The sequence below is a fragment of the Acidipila sp. EB88 genome (assembly GCF_003858395.1).
Taxonomy (GTDB): domain Bacteria; phylum Acidobacteriota; class Terriglobia; order Terriglobales; family Acidobacteriaceae; genus EB88.
Map to the genome: position 1 here is coordinate 2,377,596 of NZ_QWEV01000005.1, position 20,046 is coordinate 2,397,641.

The 20,046-nt window shown below is 65.0% G+C and carries 19 protein-coding genes; 8 read left to right on the forward strand and 11 right to left on the reverse strand.

All coding sequences use genetic code 11. From position 1 onward, the window contains the following. Positions 1-108 precede the first annotated feature (108 nt). The gene (locus D1Y84_RS10460; RefSeq protein WP_124848450.1) at positions 109-1,233 is read right to left on the reverse strand and encodes a catalase family protein; all 1,125 of its coding nucleotides are present in this window, start codon (positions 1,231-1,233) and stop codon (positions 109-111) included. 306 nt (positions 1,234-1,539) lie between these two features. On the opposite strand from D1Y84_RS10460, the gene D1Y84_RS10465 reads away from it, so the two are divergent. Further along, positions 1,540-3,660, forward strand: coding sequence for a peptidyl-prolyl cis-trans isomerase (locus D1Y84_RS10465; protein ID WP_124848451.1), 2,121 nt, complete (start codon positions 1,540-1,542; stop codon positions 3,658-3,660). 1 nt (position 3,661) lies between these two features. Then, complete coding sequence (locus D1Y84_RS10470) at positions 3,662-4,663, forward strand: 3'-5' exoribonuclease YhaM family protein (protein ID WP_124848452.1); 1,002 nt, start codon at positions 3,662-3,664, stop codon at positions 4,661-4,663. A gap of 36 nt (positions 4,664-4,699) precedes the next feature. On the opposite strand, the gene D1Y84_RS10475 is transcribed toward D1Y84_RS10470, so the two are convergent. After that, entirely contained in the window at positions 4,700-5,227 is a 528-nt protein-coding gene (locus D1Y84_RS10475) for an MmcQ/YjbR family DNA-binding protein (RefSeq protein WP_370245753.1), read from the reverse strand. Positions 5,228-5,249: 22 nt separating this feature from the next. Here D1Y84_RS10475 and aroC point away from each other — a divergent pair, with 22 nt between their 5' ends. The 4 genes from aroC (at position 5,250) to D1Y84_RS10495 (ending at position 9,650) form a co-directional block, all read left to right on the forward strand. Beyond that, positions 5,250-6,446, forward strand: a complete 1,197-nt coding sequence (aroC, locus tag D1Y84_RS10480) for a chorismate synthase (RefSeq protein ID WP_124848454.1) — start codon at positions 5,250-5,252, stop codon at positions 6,444-6,446. A gap of 56 nt (positions 6,447-6,502) precedes the next feature. Then, a complete protein-coding gene (gene def / locus D1Y84_RS10485) occupies positions 6,503-7,012 on the forward strand; it encodes a peptide deformylase (RefSeq protein WP_124848455.1) in 510 nt (169 codons plus the stop codon). Between the two features lie 32 nt (positions 7,013-7,044). After that, positions 7,045-8,016: a methionyl-tRNA formyltransferase gene (gene fmt / locus D1Y84_RS10490; RefSeq protein WP_370245754.1), complete on the forward strand. Its 972-nt coding sequence runs from the start codon at positions 7,045-7,047 to the stop codon at positions 8,014-8,016. A 98-nt stretch (positions 8,017-8,114) separates the two neighbouring features. Then, positions 8,115-9,650, forward strand: coding sequence for a transcription antitermination factor NusB (locus D1Y84_RS10495; RefSeq protein ID WP_158615423.1), 1,536 nt, complete (start codon positions 8,115-8,117; stop codon positions 9,648-9,650). A gap of 41 nt (positions 9,651-9,691) precedes the next feature. Here D1Y84_RS10495 and D1Y84_RS10500 read toward each other — a convergent pair whose 3' ends face one another. From D1Y84_RS10500 to aroB, 5 genes are all read right to left on the reverse strand, one after another. After that, positions 9,692-10,495, reverse strand: coding sequence for a PASTA domain-containing protein (locus D1Y84_RS10500; protein ID WP_124848457.1), 804 nt, complete (start codon positions 10,493-10,495; stop codon positions 9,692-9,694). Then, a complete protein-coding gene (locus D1Y84_RS10505; protein ID WP_124848458.1) occupies positions 10,492-10,965 on the reverse strand; it encodes an OsmC family protein in 474 nt (157 codons plus the stop codon). Before D1Y84_RS10505 ends, D1Y84_RS10500 begins: the two co-directional genes overlap by 4 nt. A gap of 23 nt (positions 10,966-10,988) precedes the next feature. Then, complete coding sequence (locus tag D1Y84_RS10510; protein WP_124848459.1) at positions 10,989-12,449, reverse strand: cation-efflux pump; 1,461 nt, start codon at positions 12,447-12,449, stop codon at positions 10,989-10,991. 138 nt (positions 12,450-12,587) lie between these two features. Further along, a complete protein-coding gene (locus D1Y84_RS10515; protein ID WP_370245755.1) occupies positions 12,588-13,346 on the reverse strand; it encodes a ubiquinone/menaquinone biosynthesis methyltransferase in 759 nt (252 codons plus the stop codon). Positions 13,347-13,354: 8 nt separating this feature from the next. Beyond that, a complete protein-coding gene (aroB, locus tag D1Y84_RS10520) occupies positions 13,355-14,596 on the reverse strand; it encodes a 3-dehydroquinate synthase (RefSeq protein WP_124848461.1) in 1,242 nt (413 codons plus the stop codon). Between the two features lie 53 nt (positions 14,597-14,649). Here aroB and nadB point away from each other — a divergent pair, with 53 nt between their 5' ends. Then, positions 14,650-16,389, forward strand: coding sequence for an L-aspartate oxidase (gene nadB, locus D1Y84_RS10525; protein ID WP_370245756.1), 1,740 nt, complete (start codon positions 14,650-14,652; stop codon positions 16,387-16,389). Positions 16,390-16,490: 101 nt separating this feature from the next. Further along, the gene (locus D1Y84_RS17935; protein ID WP_158615424.1) at positions 16,491-16,646 is read left to right on the forward strand and encodes a hypothetical protein; all 156 of its coding nucleotides are present in this window, start codon (positions 16,491-16,493) and stop codon (positions 16,644-16,646) included. Between the two features lie 106 nt (positions 16,647-16,752). Here the strand turns inward: D1Y84_RS17935 and D1Y84_RS10530 are convergent, their stop codons facing one another. The 4 genes from D1Y84_RS10530 to D1Y84_RS17940 are packed head-to-tail and all read right to left on the reverse strand — an operon-like array spanning position 16,753 to position 19,995. Beyond that, complete coding sequence (locus tag D1Y84_RS10530; RefSeq protein WP_233581338.1) at positions 16,753-17,682, reverse strand: TerC/Alx family metal homeostasis membrane protein; 930 nt, start codon at positions 17,680-17,682, stop codon at positions 16,753-16,755. Then, positions 17,682-18,650: a M28 family peptidase gene (locus tag D1Y84_RS10535; protein ID WP_124848462.1), complete on the reverse strand. Its 969-nt coding sequence runs from the start codon at positions 18,648-18,650 to the stop codon at positions 17,682-17,684. Before D1Y84_RS10535 ends, D1Y84_RS10530 begins: the two co-directional genes overlap by 1 nt. 27 nt (positions 18,651-18,677) lie before the next feature. Next, the gene (tatC, locus tag D1Y84_RS10540; RefSeq protein ID WP_124848463.1) at positions 18,678-19,490 is read right to left on the reverse strand and encodes a twin-arginine translocase subunit TatC; all 813 of its coding nucleotides are present in this window, start codon (positions 19,488-19,490) and stop codon (positions 18,678-18,680) included. Further along, positions 19,483-19,995, reverse strand: a complete 513-nt coding sequence (locus D1Y84_RS17940) for a twin-arginine translocase TatA/TatE family subunit (RefSeq protein WP_158615425.1) — start codon at positions 19,993-19,995, stop codon at positions 19,483-19,485. The genes tatC and D1Y84_RS17940 overlap by 8 nt, the downstream gene beginning before the upstream one ends. Positions 19,996-20,046: the final 51 nt, after the last annotated feature.

The window sequence follows — 20,046 nt, forward strand, 5'->3', positions numbered from 1 at the left end:
CAAGCAGCGGTCTGTGCCGCCTGTCCAGCCGCGATGCAGTGAAACGTTGGGGTCAGACGCGGACCGGGAATGCGCCTTGTCCAGCCGGCTTGTGTCACCCCTGCGCTGCTAGCTCGGCACCTCGTCGATGGAAGCAGGCTCCACGGTGGCACGCGCATTGCGCTGTGCCCGGAACTTTGCAGCCTCCTCGTACGCCTTGAGCCTGGCGCGCATGATTCCGCCCAGCGGCTGGTGAGCGAGCAGGGCATGCCACGGGCTGAAGGAAAGCTGTTCATCTACAAAAAGCTGCCGCGCATCCGAATAGGAGTTCTGCGCCGGCACATGGATGCGCGCCACGGTTTGCCACGGACTTTGCTCCGCGTCCCAGGCGGTGTCGGCTTTCTCGATCGGGAACTTTTTCTTCTTGTCTGAAAGCGTCGGGTCCTCGGCAAGCGCGAGCTGCACGCGCACATCCCAGACAGCGTCCTCATGCCGGAAGAACTTCTTGATCAGCTCCTGCAGTGCGTTGTAGTCCGACTCCAGATCCACCGAGGTGCCGGTCAGCTTGCGCAGGTTCTCAGAGCCGGGTGCAAAACTCACCTTGGCCACGTAATCGCCAAAGCGCACCGGGGTCAGGATCGAAAACGTCTCGCCCAGGATGTGGGTGGCCGGTGCGCCGATGCCTTCCAGCGTTGCCGACGAGAGATGCACCGCCTTGAGCACGGCATTGGTAGCCCGCGCGGCGACCGACGCGGCGTGCTTCAGGCCTTCGGGCGTCTCCAGCGTCTTGTCGAACAGCTTGATCTGCTCAAGAAAACCCGCAGGGTCGGGCGCGGTAAAGGCCTCGCCGTTGATCGCCACGAAGTCTTGGGTCGTTTTGCCGGCATGGTTGGCGACCTTCTCGCCTTCCACATTCAAAATCTTGATCGCGACTGCGCGTGGGCTGGACACATTGTCGGCCAGCAGGTCGCCGGGATTGGTCGAGAAGCGCAGGATCGCTGGAAAGCTGCGGTGCTCGGCAAACAGCCCCTGGCGAAGGTGCTCAGGCAGGTCCGCGAGCACCTCGAGTGTACCCACCACAACGCCGTGCGACTTGGCATGCACCGGGCGGTAGGCGTGGCGATAACGGCTGGCCATGGTGCGGGTGATGTGCTGCATGGTGCGAGAGAGCTCGTCGAAAATCACCGGCTCATGGGGATCGATCGTCTCAACGTCAGCGCTGTAGCGGAGATAAGCAGGTGCATCAGCAGACATGCGGGTCCTCCCGTGCCGGTAAGACTCGGCTCGTATTGCACCTGATGCGATGCCCAGCCGGGCAGTTGTACCCTGTGTCTGCGACCGCCCGCCCAGGCAGGGGCATCCGGGCAGATCTGTGGGGCTTGCCAGGAAAGCGCTCGTCGACCGCGCTTCGGCCTCTGGCACAACCCCTTTCCCTGCCGCCACATCCCGGGTCTGACATTCCGTCGATTCCACGAGTACAATCATCACTACGCCTGTGTGCCGCTTGTGCTCGCAACTTCTCTGTGCCGGCCGCCAGAGGCTCGTTGAGACCTTATATTGATGATTTCTCGGATTCCTCTGTTTCAGGCCTCGCTGCTCGCCGCTGCCACCATCGCGCTTGCTGCTGTTGTGGTTCCAAGCCGGCCTGCCCTTGCGCAGTCTGTTTCGCCCGTCAGCAAGAATGCTGCTGCTGCCGCCCCTGAGTCTCCCTACCATGGCACCGTCGTGGCGGATATCGTCGCGCGCGTCAACGACCAGGTCATCAGCTCTGCCGACTTTGCGCGTGCCGAGCAGGAGCTTGAGTCGCAGGCCCGCCAGCGCAACATGTCTCCTTCTGAGCTTGAAGACCAGAAGAAGCAGCTGCTGCGCGACCTGATCGATAACCAGCTGCTGCTCTCCAAGGGAAAACAGCTCGGCATCACCGGCGAAGCCGAAACGATCCGCCAGCTTGATGACCTGCGCAAGCAGAACAACCTCGACTCGATGGAAGCGCTGGAAAAGGCTGCCGAACAGCAGGGTGTGTCCTTCGCCGATTTCAAGGCCAGCATCCAGAATCGCGTCATTACCTCGCAGGTGATCCGCGACGAGGTGGGCCGCCGTATTTCCATCACCCAGGGTGATGAGCAGCAGTATTACGACGCGCACAAAGACCAGTTCATGACGCCTGAGCAGGTCAAGCTCAGCGAGATCCTCGTGCCGACCGCCGATGCCGACAACGCAGCGGACGTAGCCAAGGCACAGAGCAAAGCCGACGACCTCGAAACCCAGCTCAAGGGCGGCAAGGACTTTGCCGAGCTGGCCAAGGCCAGCTCGGGAGGGTCGACCGCTGCGCAGGGTGGCGAGCTTGGCGACTATAAGCGCGGGCAGCTCCCCAAGGTGCTCGAGGACGACACCTTCTCGCTCAAAACCGGTGAGTACACCGCGCCTATCCGCACCAAGCAGGGGTTCGTGATTCTCAAGGTGAACGCGCACACCGATGCGGGCCAGCAGCCTTTCTCGGCGGTGCAGCCGCAGGTGGAGGACGCGATCGGCATGCAGAAGATGCAGCCCGCCCTGCGCTCCTACCTCACCCGTTTGCGCGAAGAAGCCTATATCGACATCAAGCCCGGCTTTGTGGATGCCTCTTCCAGTGGCAACGAAACGCGGCCGATTTTCAGCGCATACCAGCCGCCGGTGCCTAAAAAGAAGAAGAAGCAGGAGCGCACCCGCTTTGCCGGTCGCGGTCGCACCCGCAACTCCGTATTGCGCGCCAAGTCCGCACCGGCTCCCGCGGCGCAGCCTGCGCCCCCGGTCGGCGTGCCTTCCCTGGCGGATGTAAACAGCCAGAATGCCGCGACTCCGGCAGTCGGAGCGACGCCCGGCGCCGCGATGGCCAGTGGCACCAACGGCGCGGCAGCGACCCCAGGCAATACGGCCGCTGCTCCTGCCACGACTACCACCCCGACAACAACCACGCAGACAGCCAGCGCCAAGACGGCGAAGCCCGGCAAGCGGGAAAAGGTTCGCTTCGGCCAGGCGCCACGCGAAACGCTGCCAGCCGCTGACACGCGCGCGCAGGACGCCGGCGCCTCCACTGCAAACGGCAATGCTTCTAACGCGGAAACAGCAGCAGTGAGCCAGCCCGGCGCCCCTGCCGGTGCTGTGGGTCAGAACGTGCGTTACGGCACGGGTGAGAGCGCAGCCGAGGAACAGGCACCCGAGGCGAAGAAGCAGAAGACCCGCTTCTCGTCCCGCGTGGAGACCCGGAAGCAGAAGGCGGAGAAGAAGCGCCTGGCCAAGGCTGATCCCTATCCCGCGCCTGCGCCTGACTCCCAGGAGATCGCGGACAAGTCAGTCCAGAGCAAGCCGCTTGGGCTGGCCGGCACCACCAAGCCCGCGCCCAAGCCCAAGCCGACCACCAAGACCCGCTACTCCGACGAGGCCGCCAAGAAAAACCAGGTACCCGCGGACTCGCAGGGTGGCGGTACGCTCAGCACGGGCGACAACTCCAGGAACGCCGGCACGTCCGATGCCCAGGCACCGGTTTCCGCCGTGCCGTACAAGGAACCCTCGCCCCAGAACCCTCCGGGCTCCGACGCTCCGCACAGCACGCAGACCACGCCAACCGGCAGCGGCGACCCGATCAACCCGGTGACCCCGGCGCCCTCGTCGACGCAGCCCCCGACGCAGCCGCAACGCTAGCATGAAGGAGCTTTTCGCAACCGACCTGGCGCGTTTCGAAAACCAGACTGTGACCGCGTTCTTCGCAGCAGCCAGCCGTCAGCTTCGCACCAAGGCCGATGGCTCGGGCTACCTTTGCATAACGCTCGCGGACTGCACCGGCCAGCTCGAAGGCCGCATGTGGGAGATCAAGGACGACGCCGGTGAGTTCGAAGCCGGCGACATCCTCAAGGTGCGCGGCCTTGTCTCCCGCTACCAGGAAAAGCTGCAGATCAAGCTGGATCGGGTACGACGCGCGGACCCTGTGGCCGACGCGGGGGAGTACGACCTCGGCGACTTCGTTCCCAAGACTTCGTTTGACATCGACGACCTGTGGTCCAGGCTCACAGCCTACGTCGCCAGTTTTGTCGATCCGCACCTGCGGGCACTGCTCGAACTGTTCCTCGGCGACCCCACGATCGCCACGGCCATGCGCGAGGCCCCGGCTGCAAAAGCCCTGCACCACGCGTGGATTGGTGGACTGCTGGAGCACATCGTGTCGCTGCTCGACGTATGCGACAGCACTGCCAGGCACTACCCGGAAGTGAACCGCGACCTCCTGCTCGCCGGCGCCATGCTGCACGACATCGGCAAACTGCACGAGTTGAGCTGGGGCACCAACTTCGCCTACACGGTGGAAGGCCAGCTGCTTGGGCATATCTCGATCGGCGCCAGCATGATCGACCAGAAGCTCGCACAGTTGCCCGACTTTCCTCCGCGTCTCCGGACCTTGCTGCTTCACCTGGTGCTGTCGCACCATGGACGGCTCGAGTTCGGCTCTCCCAAGCTGCCGATGACCGCCGAAGCCTTGCTCCTGCACTACCTCGACGACCTTGAAGCCAAGATGCAGACCTTTCGAAGCGAATTCAAGCGGGCCGTGGCAAATGGAGCACGCGCCGGGGAGCCAACGGATTACATCCGCTCCATGGAACGGCCGCTGCTGGATTCGCGCGCTTTCCTTGCAGGCGAGAACAAGCAGGGCTGACCCTGCTCTGGACCACAGCGTTCCTGCCGCGCGCCATCACGCCTGTTTGCTTTTCGACTCCCGCAGACGCCGCGCTTCCATGATTGCCTTCTTGCGCTCAGCCGCCGGCATGGCCAGCACGCGCCCTGTACGGGCAGGAAGCTTCGCGGCGACTCCGGCATGGGCCGCCCGCAGCAAGTCTTCAAGCTCCGCAGTGGAGAAAACATTCCACCGCTCCAACGCGACCCAGTAGGCCCGGGCAAGATACGGGGCGGGCACCGTGCCTTCGTTCTCCAGCAGCTCGTTGTAGCGCTCGGGCCCCGCGTAGAACGAGAGCACCAGGCCATGAACAGCCAGCTGCTGTGAGCGCTCCGCTCCCGCGCGACTCTGCGTATCCAGGTTGATCAGCGCGAACATCTTGCCGCCGATGGCCTTGTCCGCCGCCCAGTACACAAGGTTTGCGCCCCACTGCATGGTTTCAGTTGCATAGGGGAGTCGCTTCAGAAACGCGCGTGCCTGCTCCAGATGCATACCGCAGTATGCGACGCCACCCGGAACCGGGCAAGACGCTTGCCCCTCGGCCATCGCCGGTACAATCAAAGACGATATGTTACGGTTTGCAACTGCAGGAGAGTCGCACGGCGAAAGCCTCGTTGCGCTGGTCTCCGGCATGCCCGCGGGTGTGCCGGTCGATGCAGCGTTGATCAATCGGGAACTATGGCGTCGCCAGCAGGGCTACGGCCGCGGCGGCCGCATGAAGATCGAGACCGATACCGCCCACATCCTTTCGGGTGTTCGCCACGGCGCCACCATCGGGGCGCCTATCTCGATGGTCATTGCCAACCGCGACTGGGAAAACTGGCGCGAGATCCTGCCGGTCGAAGCCGGAGACGTTTCCAAGCACAAGGCGGTCGCTTCTCCGCGGCCCGGACATGCGGACCTTGCCGGTTCGCTCAAGTACGACTTCGCCGACGCCCGCTACGTACTCGAACGGGCCTCGGCGCGCGAAAGCACGTCGCGGGTCGCTGCCGGCGCTATTGCCAAGCTCCTGCTGGCAGAGCTCGGCATCGAGGTCCTTTCCCACGTGGTGCGTGTAGGCCGCGCCGAGCTTGAGCGCGATGCCACCTGGCCGGAGATCGCCGCGCTTGCCCGCAAGCAGGAGGTCGTGCTCGGCTGCGTCGATGAGGAAGCCGAAGCGCGCATGAAGGCCGAGGTCGATCTGGCACTGCGTACCGGTGATTCCATCGGCGGCGTCTTCGAGGTGGTTATCCATGGGGCGCCAGCAGGTATCGGCACCTACGCGAACTGGGATGAACGGCTTGACGGCATCCTCGCGCAGGCAGTGATGAGCCTGCAGGCAGTCAAGGCAGTCGAGCTTGGCCGGGGCGTCACCGCTGCCGAGTCGCTCGGTTCCGAGGTGCACGACGCCATCAGCTATGCGGGACTCGACAGCAGCGAAGCCGAGGACCCGGCACGCCACACACGCTTCACCCGCGAGCGCAACAACGCCGGCGGCGTGGAAGGCGGCATCTCAAACGGAGAAGACATCGTGGTGCGCGGGTATCTCAAACCGATCTCCACCCTGCGGCGGCCTCTCGCATCCGTGACCTACGCGGGCAGGGAAGAGACCAAGGCAGCGTACGAGCGGTCCGATGTCTGCGTGGTCCCGGCGGCTGGGGTCGCGGCAGAGGCGATGGTGGCCCTGGCCTTCGCACGGCTGCTGCTGGAGAAGTTTGGCGGCGACTCCCTGCGCGAGCTGAAACGCAACTACAACGGGTACATCGACCAGATCCGCGCGTACTGAACGCACTGCATCCTCCCCCTTCTTTTTCGAGGGCGCTAGCAAGAGCTGAAAAGAAAATGATTCGAGAAATCGTAAAGTACCCTGACCCGGTGCTGCAGCGTGTCGCCGACAAGGTGACCGAGTTCGATAGCGAGCTGCAGCGCCTGGTCGATGACATGTTCGAGTCGATGTACGCGGCCAAAGGCATCGGTCTTGCCGCGCCGCAGATCGGCGTGTCCCGGCAGATCACCATTATTGACCTGTCCTTCAACAAGAACCCGGACGATCGCATCGTCCTGATCAATCCCGAGATCATCTCGCGCGAAGGCCGCCAGTACGAGGAAGAGGGCTGCCTTTCGCTGCCCGACATCCGCGAGAAGGTCTCTCGCTCCGCGCTGGTGCGCGTGCGCGCGCAGAATGCCAGCGGCGAGTGGTTTGAGCTGGACGGGGAAGAGTTGCTGGCCCGTGCGTTCCAGCACGAGATCGACCACCTGCACGGCATCCTGTTTTTCGCGCGCGTCTCTGCCTTGAAGCGCGACCTCCTGCTGCGCCGCATTCGCAAGCTGCAGCGAGACGGCGATTGGTAGAGCCCTTACACACTCCAGAAGCCAGCGACACAATGGCGCGCGCGAGCAGCGCGCCATTGCGACTGGTCTTATGCGGCACGCCCGAGTTTGCCGTGCCTACGCTGGAGGCTCTCAGCACCGCCGGGCATGAGGTGCAGCTTGTATTGACGCAGCCCGATCGCCCCAGCGGCCGCGGCATGCAGTTGCTCGCCTCGCCTGTGAAGCAATGGGCGCTCGCGCATGGGATTCCCGTGGATCAGCCGTCCAAGATCCGCAACAACACGGAGCTGCGCGCCCACCTCGAAGTGCTTGCTCCTGACGCCATCGTGGTGGTGGCCTACGGGCGCATCCTGCCCCTGTGGATGCTGGAGCTGCCGCGGCTCGGCTGCATCAACCTCCACGGTTCGCTGCTGCCGAAATACCGTGGCGCTGCACCAATTCAGTGGGCCGTCGCCCGTGGCGAGCCGTGCACCGGCGTGACCACCATGCTGCTTGAGGAAGGGCTCGATACCGGCCCGATGCTTGAGCGCGCAGAGCTGCCGATCCCGAACAACGCAACGGCTGCCGAACTGTTCCCGGAGCTGGCGACGCTTGGTGCGCCTCTTGTGCTTTCCACCCTGGCTGGACTGGCCGAAAGCACCCTCCACCCACAGCCACAGGACCATACCCACGCAACGCACGCTCCGATCCTTACCCGTGAAGACGGCCGCGTCGACTGCAGCCTGCCTGCGGCCGAGGTGTACAACCGGTGGCGCGGCTTTTACCCGTGGCCGGGCGCATGGGCCATGCTCGATAGCAAGAAGTTCAGCATCACCCGTATGCTGCCTGCAGAGGACGCTTATGGCTTCGCTCTGCAGGATGCAGCGCCGGGCGAAATCCTTGCGCAGCGCGACCAGGTGCTCCTGGTCTGTGCTCAGGGAACAGCCGTGGTCCTTGCGGAGGTGCAGCTTGAAGGCAAGCGGAGCACTGCGGCGGCTGACTTTTTCCGGGGACACCCGCAGCTCCTCGGCATGCGTCTCGCCTGATTGCTCTCGTTTTCTCCCCTGCGAGTGTGCGTCCCCTCCACCGCACGCGGATCCCTTACACGTAGTTCCTGCCCATACCAAGAAGTGAAATGACGCCCATGCCTGAACAGTCTCCTTTGTCTTCCTCCGCGCCCGGCCCTGCCAAGCCGTCGCTGATCGCGCCCGCCCGTATCGCCGCAGCGCACGTGCTGCTCGCCGTGGAGCGGGGCACCGCGCACTCCGATGACCAGCTTCGCTCCCCGCGCGTAGAGGCTCTTTCGCGCCAGGATCGGGACCTCGCAACCGAACTGGTGCGTGGAGTGCTGCGCTGGCAGCTCGTGCTGGACCGCGAGATCGCGGCGCGCCTTCGCTATCCCGAGTCCGACATGCATTTCGGCGTGATCATCGCCTTGCGCCTGGGCGTCTACCAGCTGTTATTCCTGGATCGCATCCCGCCGCATGCCGCCATCAACGAGAGCGTGGAGCTCGCCAAGCAGGCCGATGGGACACAGATGGCGAGCCTCACCAACGCCGTGCTGCGGCGCATCCAGCGAGAGCAGCTTACCCTGCGCAGCCTAAGAACTGATCCCGCGGCCGCTTACCCCAGGTGGCTGGTGAGCCGCTGGACGCAGCGCTTCGGCCCGAGCGCAGCCCAGGCCGTCTGCGCTTTCGGGCAGCAGCCGCCGCCGGCCTCCATCCGCATGCTCCAGGCAGGCGCGGCAGGCACTCCGGTGCAGAGTGAAGCCGTGCTGCCGACGCCAGCGGATCTTTCGCTGATATCGGATGCTACTCCCGAACCGGGCCATGCTCTGCCGGCCGAGACAGAGAGCGACACCTCGTCAGAACGTGCCGAGTCGCCGGCTGCCTCGTTGCTACCAGCAGGTACGGAGCCGAGCAGCCACACCTCCACCGAGCCGGGAGCTTTTCTGACCATGGTGCGCCACGTGCTCCGGGGTGACCCCGCCGCCATAGCCGGCACGCGGATACAGGACGAAGCTTCCCAACTCGTAGGCGAACTCGCCGCGCTGCAGGGTGGATCCAACATTCTCGATGCCTGCGCCGCTCCCGGCGGCAAAACCGCGATCCTCGCCGAGCGCAACGCCGACGCCACGATCACGGCCATGGATGTCAGCGCGCCACGCCTCCGCATCATGCAGCGCCGTTTGCCGTGGAACGCGGATGGCCGCGAGCAGGTGCGCTTCGTCGCGGGCGACGCTTCCATGGTGGTGCCGGACAAGAACTTCGATACGATTCTCTGCGATGTGCCGTGCTCCGGCACCGGCACGCTCGCGCGCAATCCCGAGATCCGCCACCGGCTCGACGAGGAGGCGCTGGGCCGGCAGGCTGAGCGCCAGCGCTCGATCCTCTCGGCTGCCCTGCGGGCACTGCGCCCGGGTGGCCGCCTTGTGTACTCCACCTGTTCGCTTGAAGCGGAGGAGAACGAGCAGGTCGTCGCGGCTGTGCTGGCCAGTGTGCCCGGCGCAGAGGTCCTGCCCATCTCCGCAGCACTGGATGAGCTGCTTCAACTCGGCAGATTGCACGAAGCCGGTCATGCCCGCCTGCTGGAGACAGCCCTGAGCGGAAATTACCTGCGCACCATCCCGGGCGTGCACCCCTGTGACGGCTTCTTTGCTGCGCTGCTCACCATCGCCTAGGTTGGTTCTTCAGTTGTAAGCGAAGCCCGGAACCCCAGGGCTCAGCGCCCGGGCGTGCCAGCCGTGACGACGGCCGCGGCAGTCCCGGGCGAACTGCCCGGCGCACTGCCGCCGGCTACCCACAACACCACGTGCGTGCTCGCATCGATCCGCGCGCCGGCAGGCGGAGCCTGCACCACCACTGTGCCCGCGGCAGTCGCCGGGCTCAGCGTGATCTGCGCACCGGGTGGCGCGCCCGCAGCGCTTTCCACCTGCAGACCGGCTTTGCTCAGCGCCTCGGCTGCCTCAGCGTAGGGCTTCCCCTGCTCGTCCGGCATGACCCAGGCGGGCGCATCTGCCGGTTGCGGCGCTGCGACCAGCAGGCTCATGCTTGGCCGTTCCGCGCCTTTTGCCTCCGGGGCGGGGTCCTGGGCCAGCACGCTGCCGGGCGGCACGCGTGCATCGGGCAGGTGGGCCACCGCGCCCAGCTCCAACCCCTGCTGCCGGATCAACAGCAGCGCATCGCGCTCGCTCTTGCCCACCACGTCAGGAATGGCGATCTTCTGCGCACCCAGGCTCTCCGCGACCGCAAGGTTCCAGCCGCGGCGAACACTCGCACCGGCGCCGGGTGTTTGCAGCAGCACGCGCCCGGCCGGCAGTGCCGTCGAGTAGAACCGCTCCGTCACTGATACGTCCAGACCGCGCTCCGCAGCCTTGCTGATGGCAGCGTCCAGCGACAGGCCTTTCAGGTCGGGCACCGCCACCTCGGCGCGATGCACCGCAAACTGCATCGTCACAATCGCCGAGACGCCCGCGATCACGGCCAGCAGCATGGCGATCAGCGCGAAGCGGAAGTAAGCGATCAATCGCCGCCGCCACCCTCGTCGGCGCTTGCTTCGTCAGCCAGCTCATCTTCGGGTGGATCGAGATACGCGATCGACGAGGTGATCTCAACCGCCTCCTGAAGCATGATCGAAACGGAGCAGTACTTCTCCTTCGAGAGCGCCACCGCATCCTCCACGGCCTTGCGGCTGGGCATCACGCCATGCTGCGGAGCACCCACCGTGTAGGTCACGTGAATCCTGGTGAAAACGCGTGGCGCTTCGCTGGCCTGCTCTGCCTCCGCACTTACCAGCAGCGAGCCGAGCGGCTGCCGCTTCTTCGCAAGAATACCCACCACATCGACCGAGGTGCAGGCACACAGCGCGGTCAGCACTGCCTCCATCGGCGAGGGCCCCTGGGTGTGGGCTGCATCGGTGTCAAACAGCAGGGTGTGATTGCTTTCGCTCCGGCCTTTGTACTGCGTATCGCCCAGCCACTCCGCACTTGCTTTCATTGCCTGTCGGTTCCTGTCCTTGTTTAGTGATGGTGGTTATCGGTCACCGGCTCGGGGTGAATCAGCACCCGATCGACCTCGGGACAGTCACTCTTGAAACGATCCTCGAGCACGGTCATGACCTGGTGCACCCGGTGCATCGCGAGATTGTCCGGCATGGTGCAGTGGCACGAAAGCTGGAAGCGATCGCCCATCCGGCGAACCACCACCTCGTGCACGTCGAGTATTTCAGGTAGCAGCGCCGCGGCATGGCGCAACTGCTCTTCCATGGCGACGTCCTGGGCACGCATCTCCGGCTTTTCGATCGTTGCCGGCTCGCTCTCAATATGTGTCAGAACACTCAGCACGCGGGGCAGTTCGGTGCAGATCTCGTCCTCGATCCGCCGCACAAAGCTGTGTGCCTGCAGCAGTGGCAGATCCTCGTCCACCTCGATGTGCTGCTCGATCCGGAAGCCCTCGCCATACGTCTGCACCGACACATCGTGCAACACCACGTTGTTGCGCAGCGCCACGGCGCGCACCCGGTCGAAGATGCTCTCGGTCTGTGTCTCGCGGGGTACCGTGCGGATCACCACGTCGGCATCCGGAAGCACACGCTGTACCGCTGCGGTGGCCTCCTTTACCAGCTGCTCCGTGCGTTGAAAGGTGAGCTGGCGAGACATCGACAGCGTCAGGTCGGCAAAGTGCGAGCCGCCCGCGCTGCGCATCCGCGCCTGATCCACGGCAAGCACGCCATCCACCTGCCGCACTTCGTGCAGCACATGCCTGCGTGTATCGCGGGGGGTCGCGTCCACCAGCGTGCTCACCGTGCGGCGACCCACGTTCCACGCAAACAGCAGGATCATCAGCGAGACCAGCAACGCGGTGACGGAGTCGGCATAGCGCAGCGACGGCACGTGGAAGCGGATGCCGCCCCACGAAAGCGCAAGACCCAGCAGAACGGCCGCGCTGGCCCAAATGTCGGAGGAAAAGTGTGCCGCGTCGGCCTCAAGCGCTGCGCTCTTGGTGCGGAGTGCCACCGCTTTCAACGAGCGGGACCGCCACAGGTCTACGCCAATTGAAAGCAACAGGACGGCCATGGGCCAGCCCACGTCGCGTACCCCGGTCTTGTGGCGCAGCATGCGCTCGATCGCTTCCGCCCCGATCCAGACCGAGGACGCAAGCATCAGGAACACTTCCACGAATGCGGAAAGGTTTTCGACCTTGGCGTGCCCATACGGGTGGTCTTCGTCGGCAGGCTTGTCGGCGATCTGCACCGACATATAGGTGAGCCCGGCCCCGACAAGATCCAGGCCGGAATGCGCCGCATCGGAAAGCACGCCGAGCGAACCGCTGAGCAGGCCCGTGGTGAGCTTCAGCAGCGTCACCACCAGGGCGGCAAGCGCCGACAGCATGGCGACCGCAGCCTTGTCGTGGCTGGCCTGCCGGCTGGCAAGTTGCCTGGCTTTTTCCGCCGCACCCGGTGCTGTCAGCTGCGCACTCATCTCCCTAAGGTATACCCGGGTCGTTCCCGTTGGAGGTGCGGACCACGCCGCGTCGCACGAACGGCGTCAAGCACTGGCGTTGCCCCGGCGCGGCTGCCAGGTGCATGAGAGAGATTTGGAACCTGCGCTGCCGAGCGCTTATGCGCGCGGCTTGCGCGCCACGTACAGCCCGGCGATCCCAAAGCTGTAGCGTGTCCAGGTGACCTCGCCGAAGCCGATCTCGCGCATCTGCTGCATCAGCGCGGGAGGCGCGGGGAACCCGCCTACCGAGGCCGGCAGGTAGGCATACGGACCGCTCGCACCCGAAATGCGGGTTCCGATCCTGGGCAGCACATGCCGGAAGTAGAAGCGATAGAGCGCGCCAAGCAAGCCTCCGGGCTCCGCGAAGTCCAGGATGCCGAGCTGGCCGCCGGGCGCAAGCACGCGATAGAACTCGGCCAGCCCTGCCTGGTAGTTGCGGAGGTTGCGGAAGCCGAATGCCGTGGTGAGCAGGTCGAGCGAGCCATCCGCAAGGGGCAGTTGCATCGCATCTGCCTCGATCGCGACGGCGCCATGGCGGGTGAACTTGCGGGCTCCGCGCACCAGCATGCCGTGCGAGAAATCGGCCGCCAGCACCGGCACTGCTCCCTTCGGGCGATGCCGCAGCAGTGCCATGGTCATATCGCCGGTGCCGCAGCACAGGTCCAGGACCCGCGCGTCACCGCGCCGCAGCACCGTGCGGAACCGCCGCGCCGTGCGCCACCACCAAAGCCGGTCAATGTTAAGTGAGAGCACGTGGTTCAGCAGGTCGTAGCGGGGAGCGATCGCGTCAAACATCGCCTGCACCGCCGCCGCGGCATCCTGCTCGCTCGCGGCCCCCTGTGGCCGTGCGCCCGTGTTCGACTTTGCCCCGCTCAAAGCCCGGCTCATGGACGGACCCCGACACGGCTGCTGCGCACGTGGGGTTTGCCCGGGACTGGTGCGGCGGCAGGCTTCTTCGGCTTCGTCGGTGCGCTCACAGCGGAAGCATCGGAGCCGCCCCGCGCTGGACCGCCGCGAAGCGCGTCCGCAACGAGCGCCAGCACCGCTTCCACGGCTTCCAGCAGTTCCTGGTCGCCCACGTCTTCCACGATCACGGCCCCGCCGATACCCGTCGGCAGAACAAATCGGCGCGTGCTGCCAGCGTTCTTCTTGTCCCGACCAGCGGCTTCCAGCAACTGGGCTGCTTTTGCCTTAAAGCCGGGCAGTGGACCACACGCGTGGATCAGCGCCGTCGCGCGGTTCTGCTCGTCAACCCGCATCAGTCCGCGTGCGGCGGCGATCCGGATGGCCACCAGCATGCCCCAGCCCACGGCTTCTCCATGCAGCAGGACGCGGTAGCGCGTGACCGCCTCGATGGCATGGCCGATGGTGTGGCCGAGGTTCAGGATCATGCGCAGGCCGCCTTCGCGCTCATCAGCGCCCACGACCCCGGCCTTCATGGCAACCGAGCGCGCGACCACCTCGGTCAATAGCGCAGGGTCCGGCGCGGCGGCGAGCAGGTCGCCAACACGCCGCTCCAGCAACCGGAACAGTTTCGGATCACGGATGATGCCGGCCTTGACGCTCTCCATCAACCCCGCGCGCAGCTCGTTGGACGGCAGCGTCTGCAGCAGGTCCACATCGGCAAACACGGCCTGCGGATGGTGAAACGCACCCACCAGGTTCTTGCCGGCAGCCAGGTTTGCGCCGGTCTTGCCGCCAACCGACGAGTCCACCTGCGCGAGCAGCGTCGTCGGCACCTGCACGTAGGGGAGCCCGCGCATGTAGATCGCCGCCAGAAAGCCGCCAACATCGCCCACGATGCCGCCGCCAAACGCAATCAGCAGCGCAGACCGGTCGGCCCCCGCGCGCGCGAGCTCTTCCAGCAGCCGTTCCACTTCGGAAAGTCGTTTCGCCTGCTCACCGGGCGGCAGGAACAGGATCGTAGGCTGTTGCTCGGGCTTGTGTGTCTGGCGGAACGACGCGAGAAACCGCTCTCCCCAAAGCGCCCAGACAGGCGGCGAGGTCAGTACAAAGACGCGGCCTCGGGTGTACGGGGCGACGCGCCGTGCCAGAGTAGGCAACAAGGCCGGGCCCACATACACTTTGTAGTGGGCGGAAGGGGTGTCTACCGGTATCGTGCGCATGCTGCTTTCATCGTACCCTGCACCCTGCGCACACTCTCGGAGCTCTAAAAGCTATGGGCCGATCCTCCGATGCAAACCCGGCTGGCGTGACCCCCGAAGCTGCCTCGCTGAGCCGTATCCCTTTCTCTATGGTTGAGACCAAAGAAGTCGACTTTCTTGTCATCGGTGCCGGCATCGCCGGTCTGCGCGCGGCCATTACTCTGGCCGGGCATGGCCGCGTGCTCGCCATCACCAAGGAGCAGCTCGGGGAATCCAACACCAGCTACGCGCAGGGCGGCATCGCCGTCGCGATGAGCGGTGCCGACGACATCGCCGAGCACTGGGCCGACACCCGCTCTGCCGGAGATGGCCTGGTGGATCGCGAAGCCGCGGAGATCCTGGTCGCCGAAGGCCCACCCCGCGTCGGGGAGTTGTTGCAGTGGGGAACCAGTTTCGACCGCAGCGCGGCCACGGGCGAGCTCCAGCGAACACGCGAAGGGGCGCACAGCCGTCACCGCATCCTGCATGCCAATGGCGATGCCACCGGCGCCGAGATCGGCCGGGCGCTGCTGGCCCGTGCACAAACCGAGCCGGCCATCGAACTGATGGACTGGTGTACCTGCACCGACCTTGTACAGAACGATCATGGCCGGGTCATCGGCGTTCGCCTGCTGCATCGCGATGGAGCCCGCCTCACCGTTCTGGCCCGGGCCGTTCTGCTCGCGAGCGGTGGCGCAGGCGAGGTGTACAGCGACACCACCAACCCATCGGTCGCGACCGGCGACGGCATTGCGGCGGCCTGGCGTGCCGGGGCCGCCATCGCCGACATGGAGTTCTATCAGTTCCACCCCACCGCCTTTTCGCTCGCGGGCGCGCCCCGCTTCCTGTTGTCCGAGGCGCTGCGCGGCGAAGGTGCCTGGCTCCGCAACGATCAGGGCGAGCGCTTCATGGAGCGCTACCACCCCCTCCTGGAGCTCGCTCCGCGGGATGTGGTGGCGAGGGCGATCACGCGCGAAGGCATGCCGCTTCCATCCCCCGCGGGCGGACCCCCGGGAGTTGGTCGGCCCGTTTATCTGGACCTGCGGCATCTCGCCCAGGCGCAGCCTGAGCTTGAACTCGCGGCCCGGTTTCCCGGCATCTCGGCGTTCCTCGCCCGCTACGGGCTTCTGCTCAGCCGCGACCTGATTCCGGTCCGACCAGCCGCGCACTACCTGATGGGCGGCGTGGAAACGGATCGGCACGGACGCACCACGCTGCCCGGGCTGTTTGCCGCCGGCGAGGTGGCCTGCACCGGGGTCCATGGTGCGAATCGCCTGGCCAGCAACTCGCTGCTCGAAGGGCTGGTATTCGGGGCGCGCGCGGCGGAAGCCATGCTGGCCGAGCCGCCTCTCGACCTAACGCACGTTGCGCCGGCCAGCGGCGGAGTCCAGGCCAGCGGCGGAGTCCAGGCCAGTGCTGACCCGCTGCGCCCGGACGCTGCCTCCATCGCCTCCATTCGGCGCACCCTGCAGGCCGAGATGTGGCGGGACGCCGGGTTGCTGCGCGATGCCGCCGGACTCAACCGCGCGCTCACCTGTATCGATGAACTCGCCCTGCGTGCGCGCCCGATTGACGCCTCGTCGAGCCGCGAAGCGACCGAGCTGGCCAACCTGCTCGTGCTTGCCCGGCTGATTACCCGTGCCGCTCTTGCCAGGGAAGAAAGCCGGGGCGCGCACTTCCGCAACGATTTTCCGCAGCGGGACGATCAGAACTTCTCGAAGCACTCCGTGTGTGTGGGTGACGAGCCCGTGCGCTTTGCGGAGCGAGTGCTGTAAACGAACGACTGCAGGTAGGGCGCTTGAGCGCCGGAGGTTCTGAGTTGGAAAGCGGATGGAAGTTCCCTGAGCAGCAGGCGCTCGCCCAACAGGCGGAAGCCATGTTGCAGATCGGCGATGATCATGAAAGCGTGCTGCGCTTTCTGCGAAACGGCGGCCTGAGCAAGATCGACTCTATGCGCGTTCTGTCGCAGGCCACCGGCATCCCGCTTCTGAAGGCGCGCGACATTGTGCAGAGCAGTCAAGCCTGGCGCTAGCAGCGTCGCTTCCGGTTGTTGAGTTAAGTATGCAAGGGCCGCAAGCCGGTTGCTGCTGTTCCCATATCCGCGCGTGCCTGCCGTCTCAAGACCGGCGTGTAGCTGTTCAGCCGCGCGGCGGGTGCGCCACAGGTCGGAAGGATGCCGCGGCGAAGACGCCCAGGATCACCAGGATCACCAGCAGCGAGATCGACGCCGGCACTTCAATCCAGCGCACCAGTAGCATCTTGGCCGCCACAAAAATCAGGATCACGGCCAGGCCGTAATGCAGGAGGCGGAGCCGGTCCAGCATGCCTGCCAGGCCAAAGTACAGCGAACGCAATCCCAGGATCGCGAAGATGTTGGACGTGTACACGATGAAGGTGTCGCGCGTGATGGCCAGCACCGCCGGGATCGAATCGAGCGCGAACAGCAGGTCGGTCGCCTCGACCGCGATGACCAGCAGCAGAAACGCCGAGCCTTCCAAAACCCCGCTGTCGCTCTGGTCAATCCGGCGCCGCAGCCACTTGATCGGGCCTGGCTGCTGGTGATCTCCCTGGTCTCCATGCTTTGCCTTAAGCAACCGGATTCCGGCGTACAGCAGGATCGCGCCGAAAACATACTCAACCCAAGTGAAGCGCTCCAGCAGCGCCACGCCGGCGAAGATGCACATCGCCCGCAACACGATCGCGCCCAGCACGCCCCACAGCAGCACGCGCCGCTGGTCTTCAACCGTAAGCCGCAGCGACCGAAACAACAGCAGAAACACGAACAGGTTGTCGATCGAGAGAGACCCCTCGACGAGGTATCCCGAAACGAACTCGATGGCTCTCTGGTGTCCCTGCTGCTTGGAAACGGAGATGGCGAACAGGAAAGCTACCGCCGCAAGCACCGCCGTCCAGGCCCAGGCACGCCGCACGCCTGACTGCCGGCTCGCCTCCTTGGCGCGGCCCAGGATCAGGAGATCGACCAGCAACAATACGGCCACTACCGCGTGGAAGCTCAGCCAGAAGCCGAGAGACGCCCCGGCAAATTGCAGATGCGTCCAGCGTTCCACTAGCGTGTGCCAGCAGGACTGCCGGATGACGCGCCATTGTCGAGCAGCCGGATGGTCTGCTCGATCACCGTGCCTGAGATTGTGAGGCTGTGCGCGCTGAGCTTGTCCAGGGTGTCCTGGGCGGTGTGGTGATAGCTGTCATTCGGGCCATAGTCGATGTCGATGATGTCGACGCAGGGCACGCCGCGCTTCACAAACGGCATGTGATCATCGCTGACGGTGTTGGTTTCCTTGAAGAAGTACGCGCCATTGCCGGTCTGGCCCGCGGCTTTCTGCACCGTGTCGACGAGCCATGGGGTGGAGTTGGTATCGCGCTGGATGTCGAGGCTCTTGTCGCCGATCATGTCAGTCAGCAGGAATGCCTTGACCTTGCTCAGCGTGCCATCCGCCTGCCACTTGGCCGCGAGATGCCGCGAGCCATAGAGCGAGTCAGCGTCGGTCCACTGCGAGCCCACCGACTCCTCGCCATCGAAGAACACCAGCCAGACGCTCATGCCCTGGGGCGGGTGTGCGCGGAGGTCGCTTGCGATCTGCATCAGCAGACCGGTCGTGGCGCCGCCGTCGTTGGCGCCCACAAACGGAATGTCCCTGAGCCAGTAGTTGGTCTCGTAGTGCGTAGCCAGCACGATCACCCCGTCACGCTTGCCAGGAAATCGCACGATGAAGTTATGCATCAGCTGCGGGCCGGCCGGCGTGGTGGAGGTAAAGGTGTCGTCCTGCAGCTGGTCCTTGGCGAAGTAGCTTTTGAGAAAGCTCTGCGCCTTTGCCAGCCCCGGGCTCCCGTTGAAGCGCGGGCCCGTCTCGGTCACAAAGCTGTGGGTGTAGGCCAGTGCCTTGGCTCCGTCAAACGTTGCGTGCGGCGTGGTCGTTTGTGCCGGCAGAGCGATGCAGCCCGCGCCCAGCCCAACCAGCAACGCCAACGCGCTCGAACGCACCCGCTTCAGCACTTTCCCATTGACACACAGCATGCGAACGATCCTCCTGAGAACCGGGTACTACTTGGCGGCCGAGTCCAGCGCGCGACGGCGACGTCCCGGGTGCACCATGTACGACACGCCGATACTGACCAGGTAGAGCACCAGCATGGGCGAAGCGAACAGGCACATCATGATAATGTCCGGTGTCGGGGTGATGATCGCCGCGATCACAAAGATGATCAGGATCGCGTAGCGGATGTTGGTCCAGAGGAATCGCGGACTCACGATGCCGAACAGCGAAAGAAACATCACCAGGATGGGCAGCTCAAAGGTGGCGCCCAGGCCCAGGATCACCGTGAGAAACAGCCCTGTGTACTCGTTGATCTCGATCAGTGGCCGGAACTTGTCGCTGTAGGAGAGCAGGAAATCGAGCGAGCCGGGAAACACAAACCGGTACCCGAAGAACGCGCCGCCAAAAAACAGCGAAACCGTGGCCAGCATGAACGGCCAGACGTAGCGGCGCTCATGCTTGTAGAGCCCCGGCGAGATAAACAGCCAGATCTGGAACAGGATGTACGGCGCTGCCAGGATCGCCCCGACCATGAACGACAGCTTGAGGTAGAGGTTAAAGCCGTCGACTGGGTTGTGGTACACCAGTTGCGTATCGAGGTGGTGCCGCTTCAGCGCGACCGTAATGGGCTGCTGCATGAAGACGAAAATGCGCTCGTGAAAGCCGTAGGCGACAAAAAAGCCAAGCACCAGGGCGACGATGCTGTGGACGAAACGCTTGCGCAGCTCGTTCAGGTGCTCGAGCAGACTCATGCCCGGCAGTTCCACCCGCTCGGTCACGGCGGTACGGGCTCGGTCTACGGCCTCGGCGGCATCAGCCATGGTGCGCGCCCTGCTGGAGTTCCTGCTTGTTTTCCGTAGGCGTTTCGCTCGTGGTGGAGGTCTGGTCTGTGGGCGAGCCGTCCATGGGTGGAATCACGTCCACGCGCAGGAGCGGATGGTCTTCAATCGAATGCTCTTCGCCCGTGGTAGCCGAGATCGCCGAGATAGCGTACGGCACCGTGACCGATGCTTCATCGGCTGCCGCAGGGCTGCCGGGTACCTCGGCGGCCAACGGGGGCAGGATCGTGTTCTCGTCGGAGCCTGCCGGCAGGGCGGCCGGGGCGGCGGATGCAGCCAGCGCCGCGCGCTCCGCTTCCTGCTTCTTCTGCTGCTCCAACTGCTCGGCAACGCGCATTTCTTCGTTGAACTGGTACTTGAAGTCGTTGGAGGCTTTGCGGAACTCGGCCATTAACTTGCCGACCTGGCGTGCCAGGTCAGACGTCCTCTTGGGTCCCAGCAGGATGAACGCGAGTATGAAGATGAAGATTGGTTCGCCAAGGTTCATCGCCCTACGATCATACCCGATAGCGGCAGGCGCCCGAGAGGCAGCCCCACA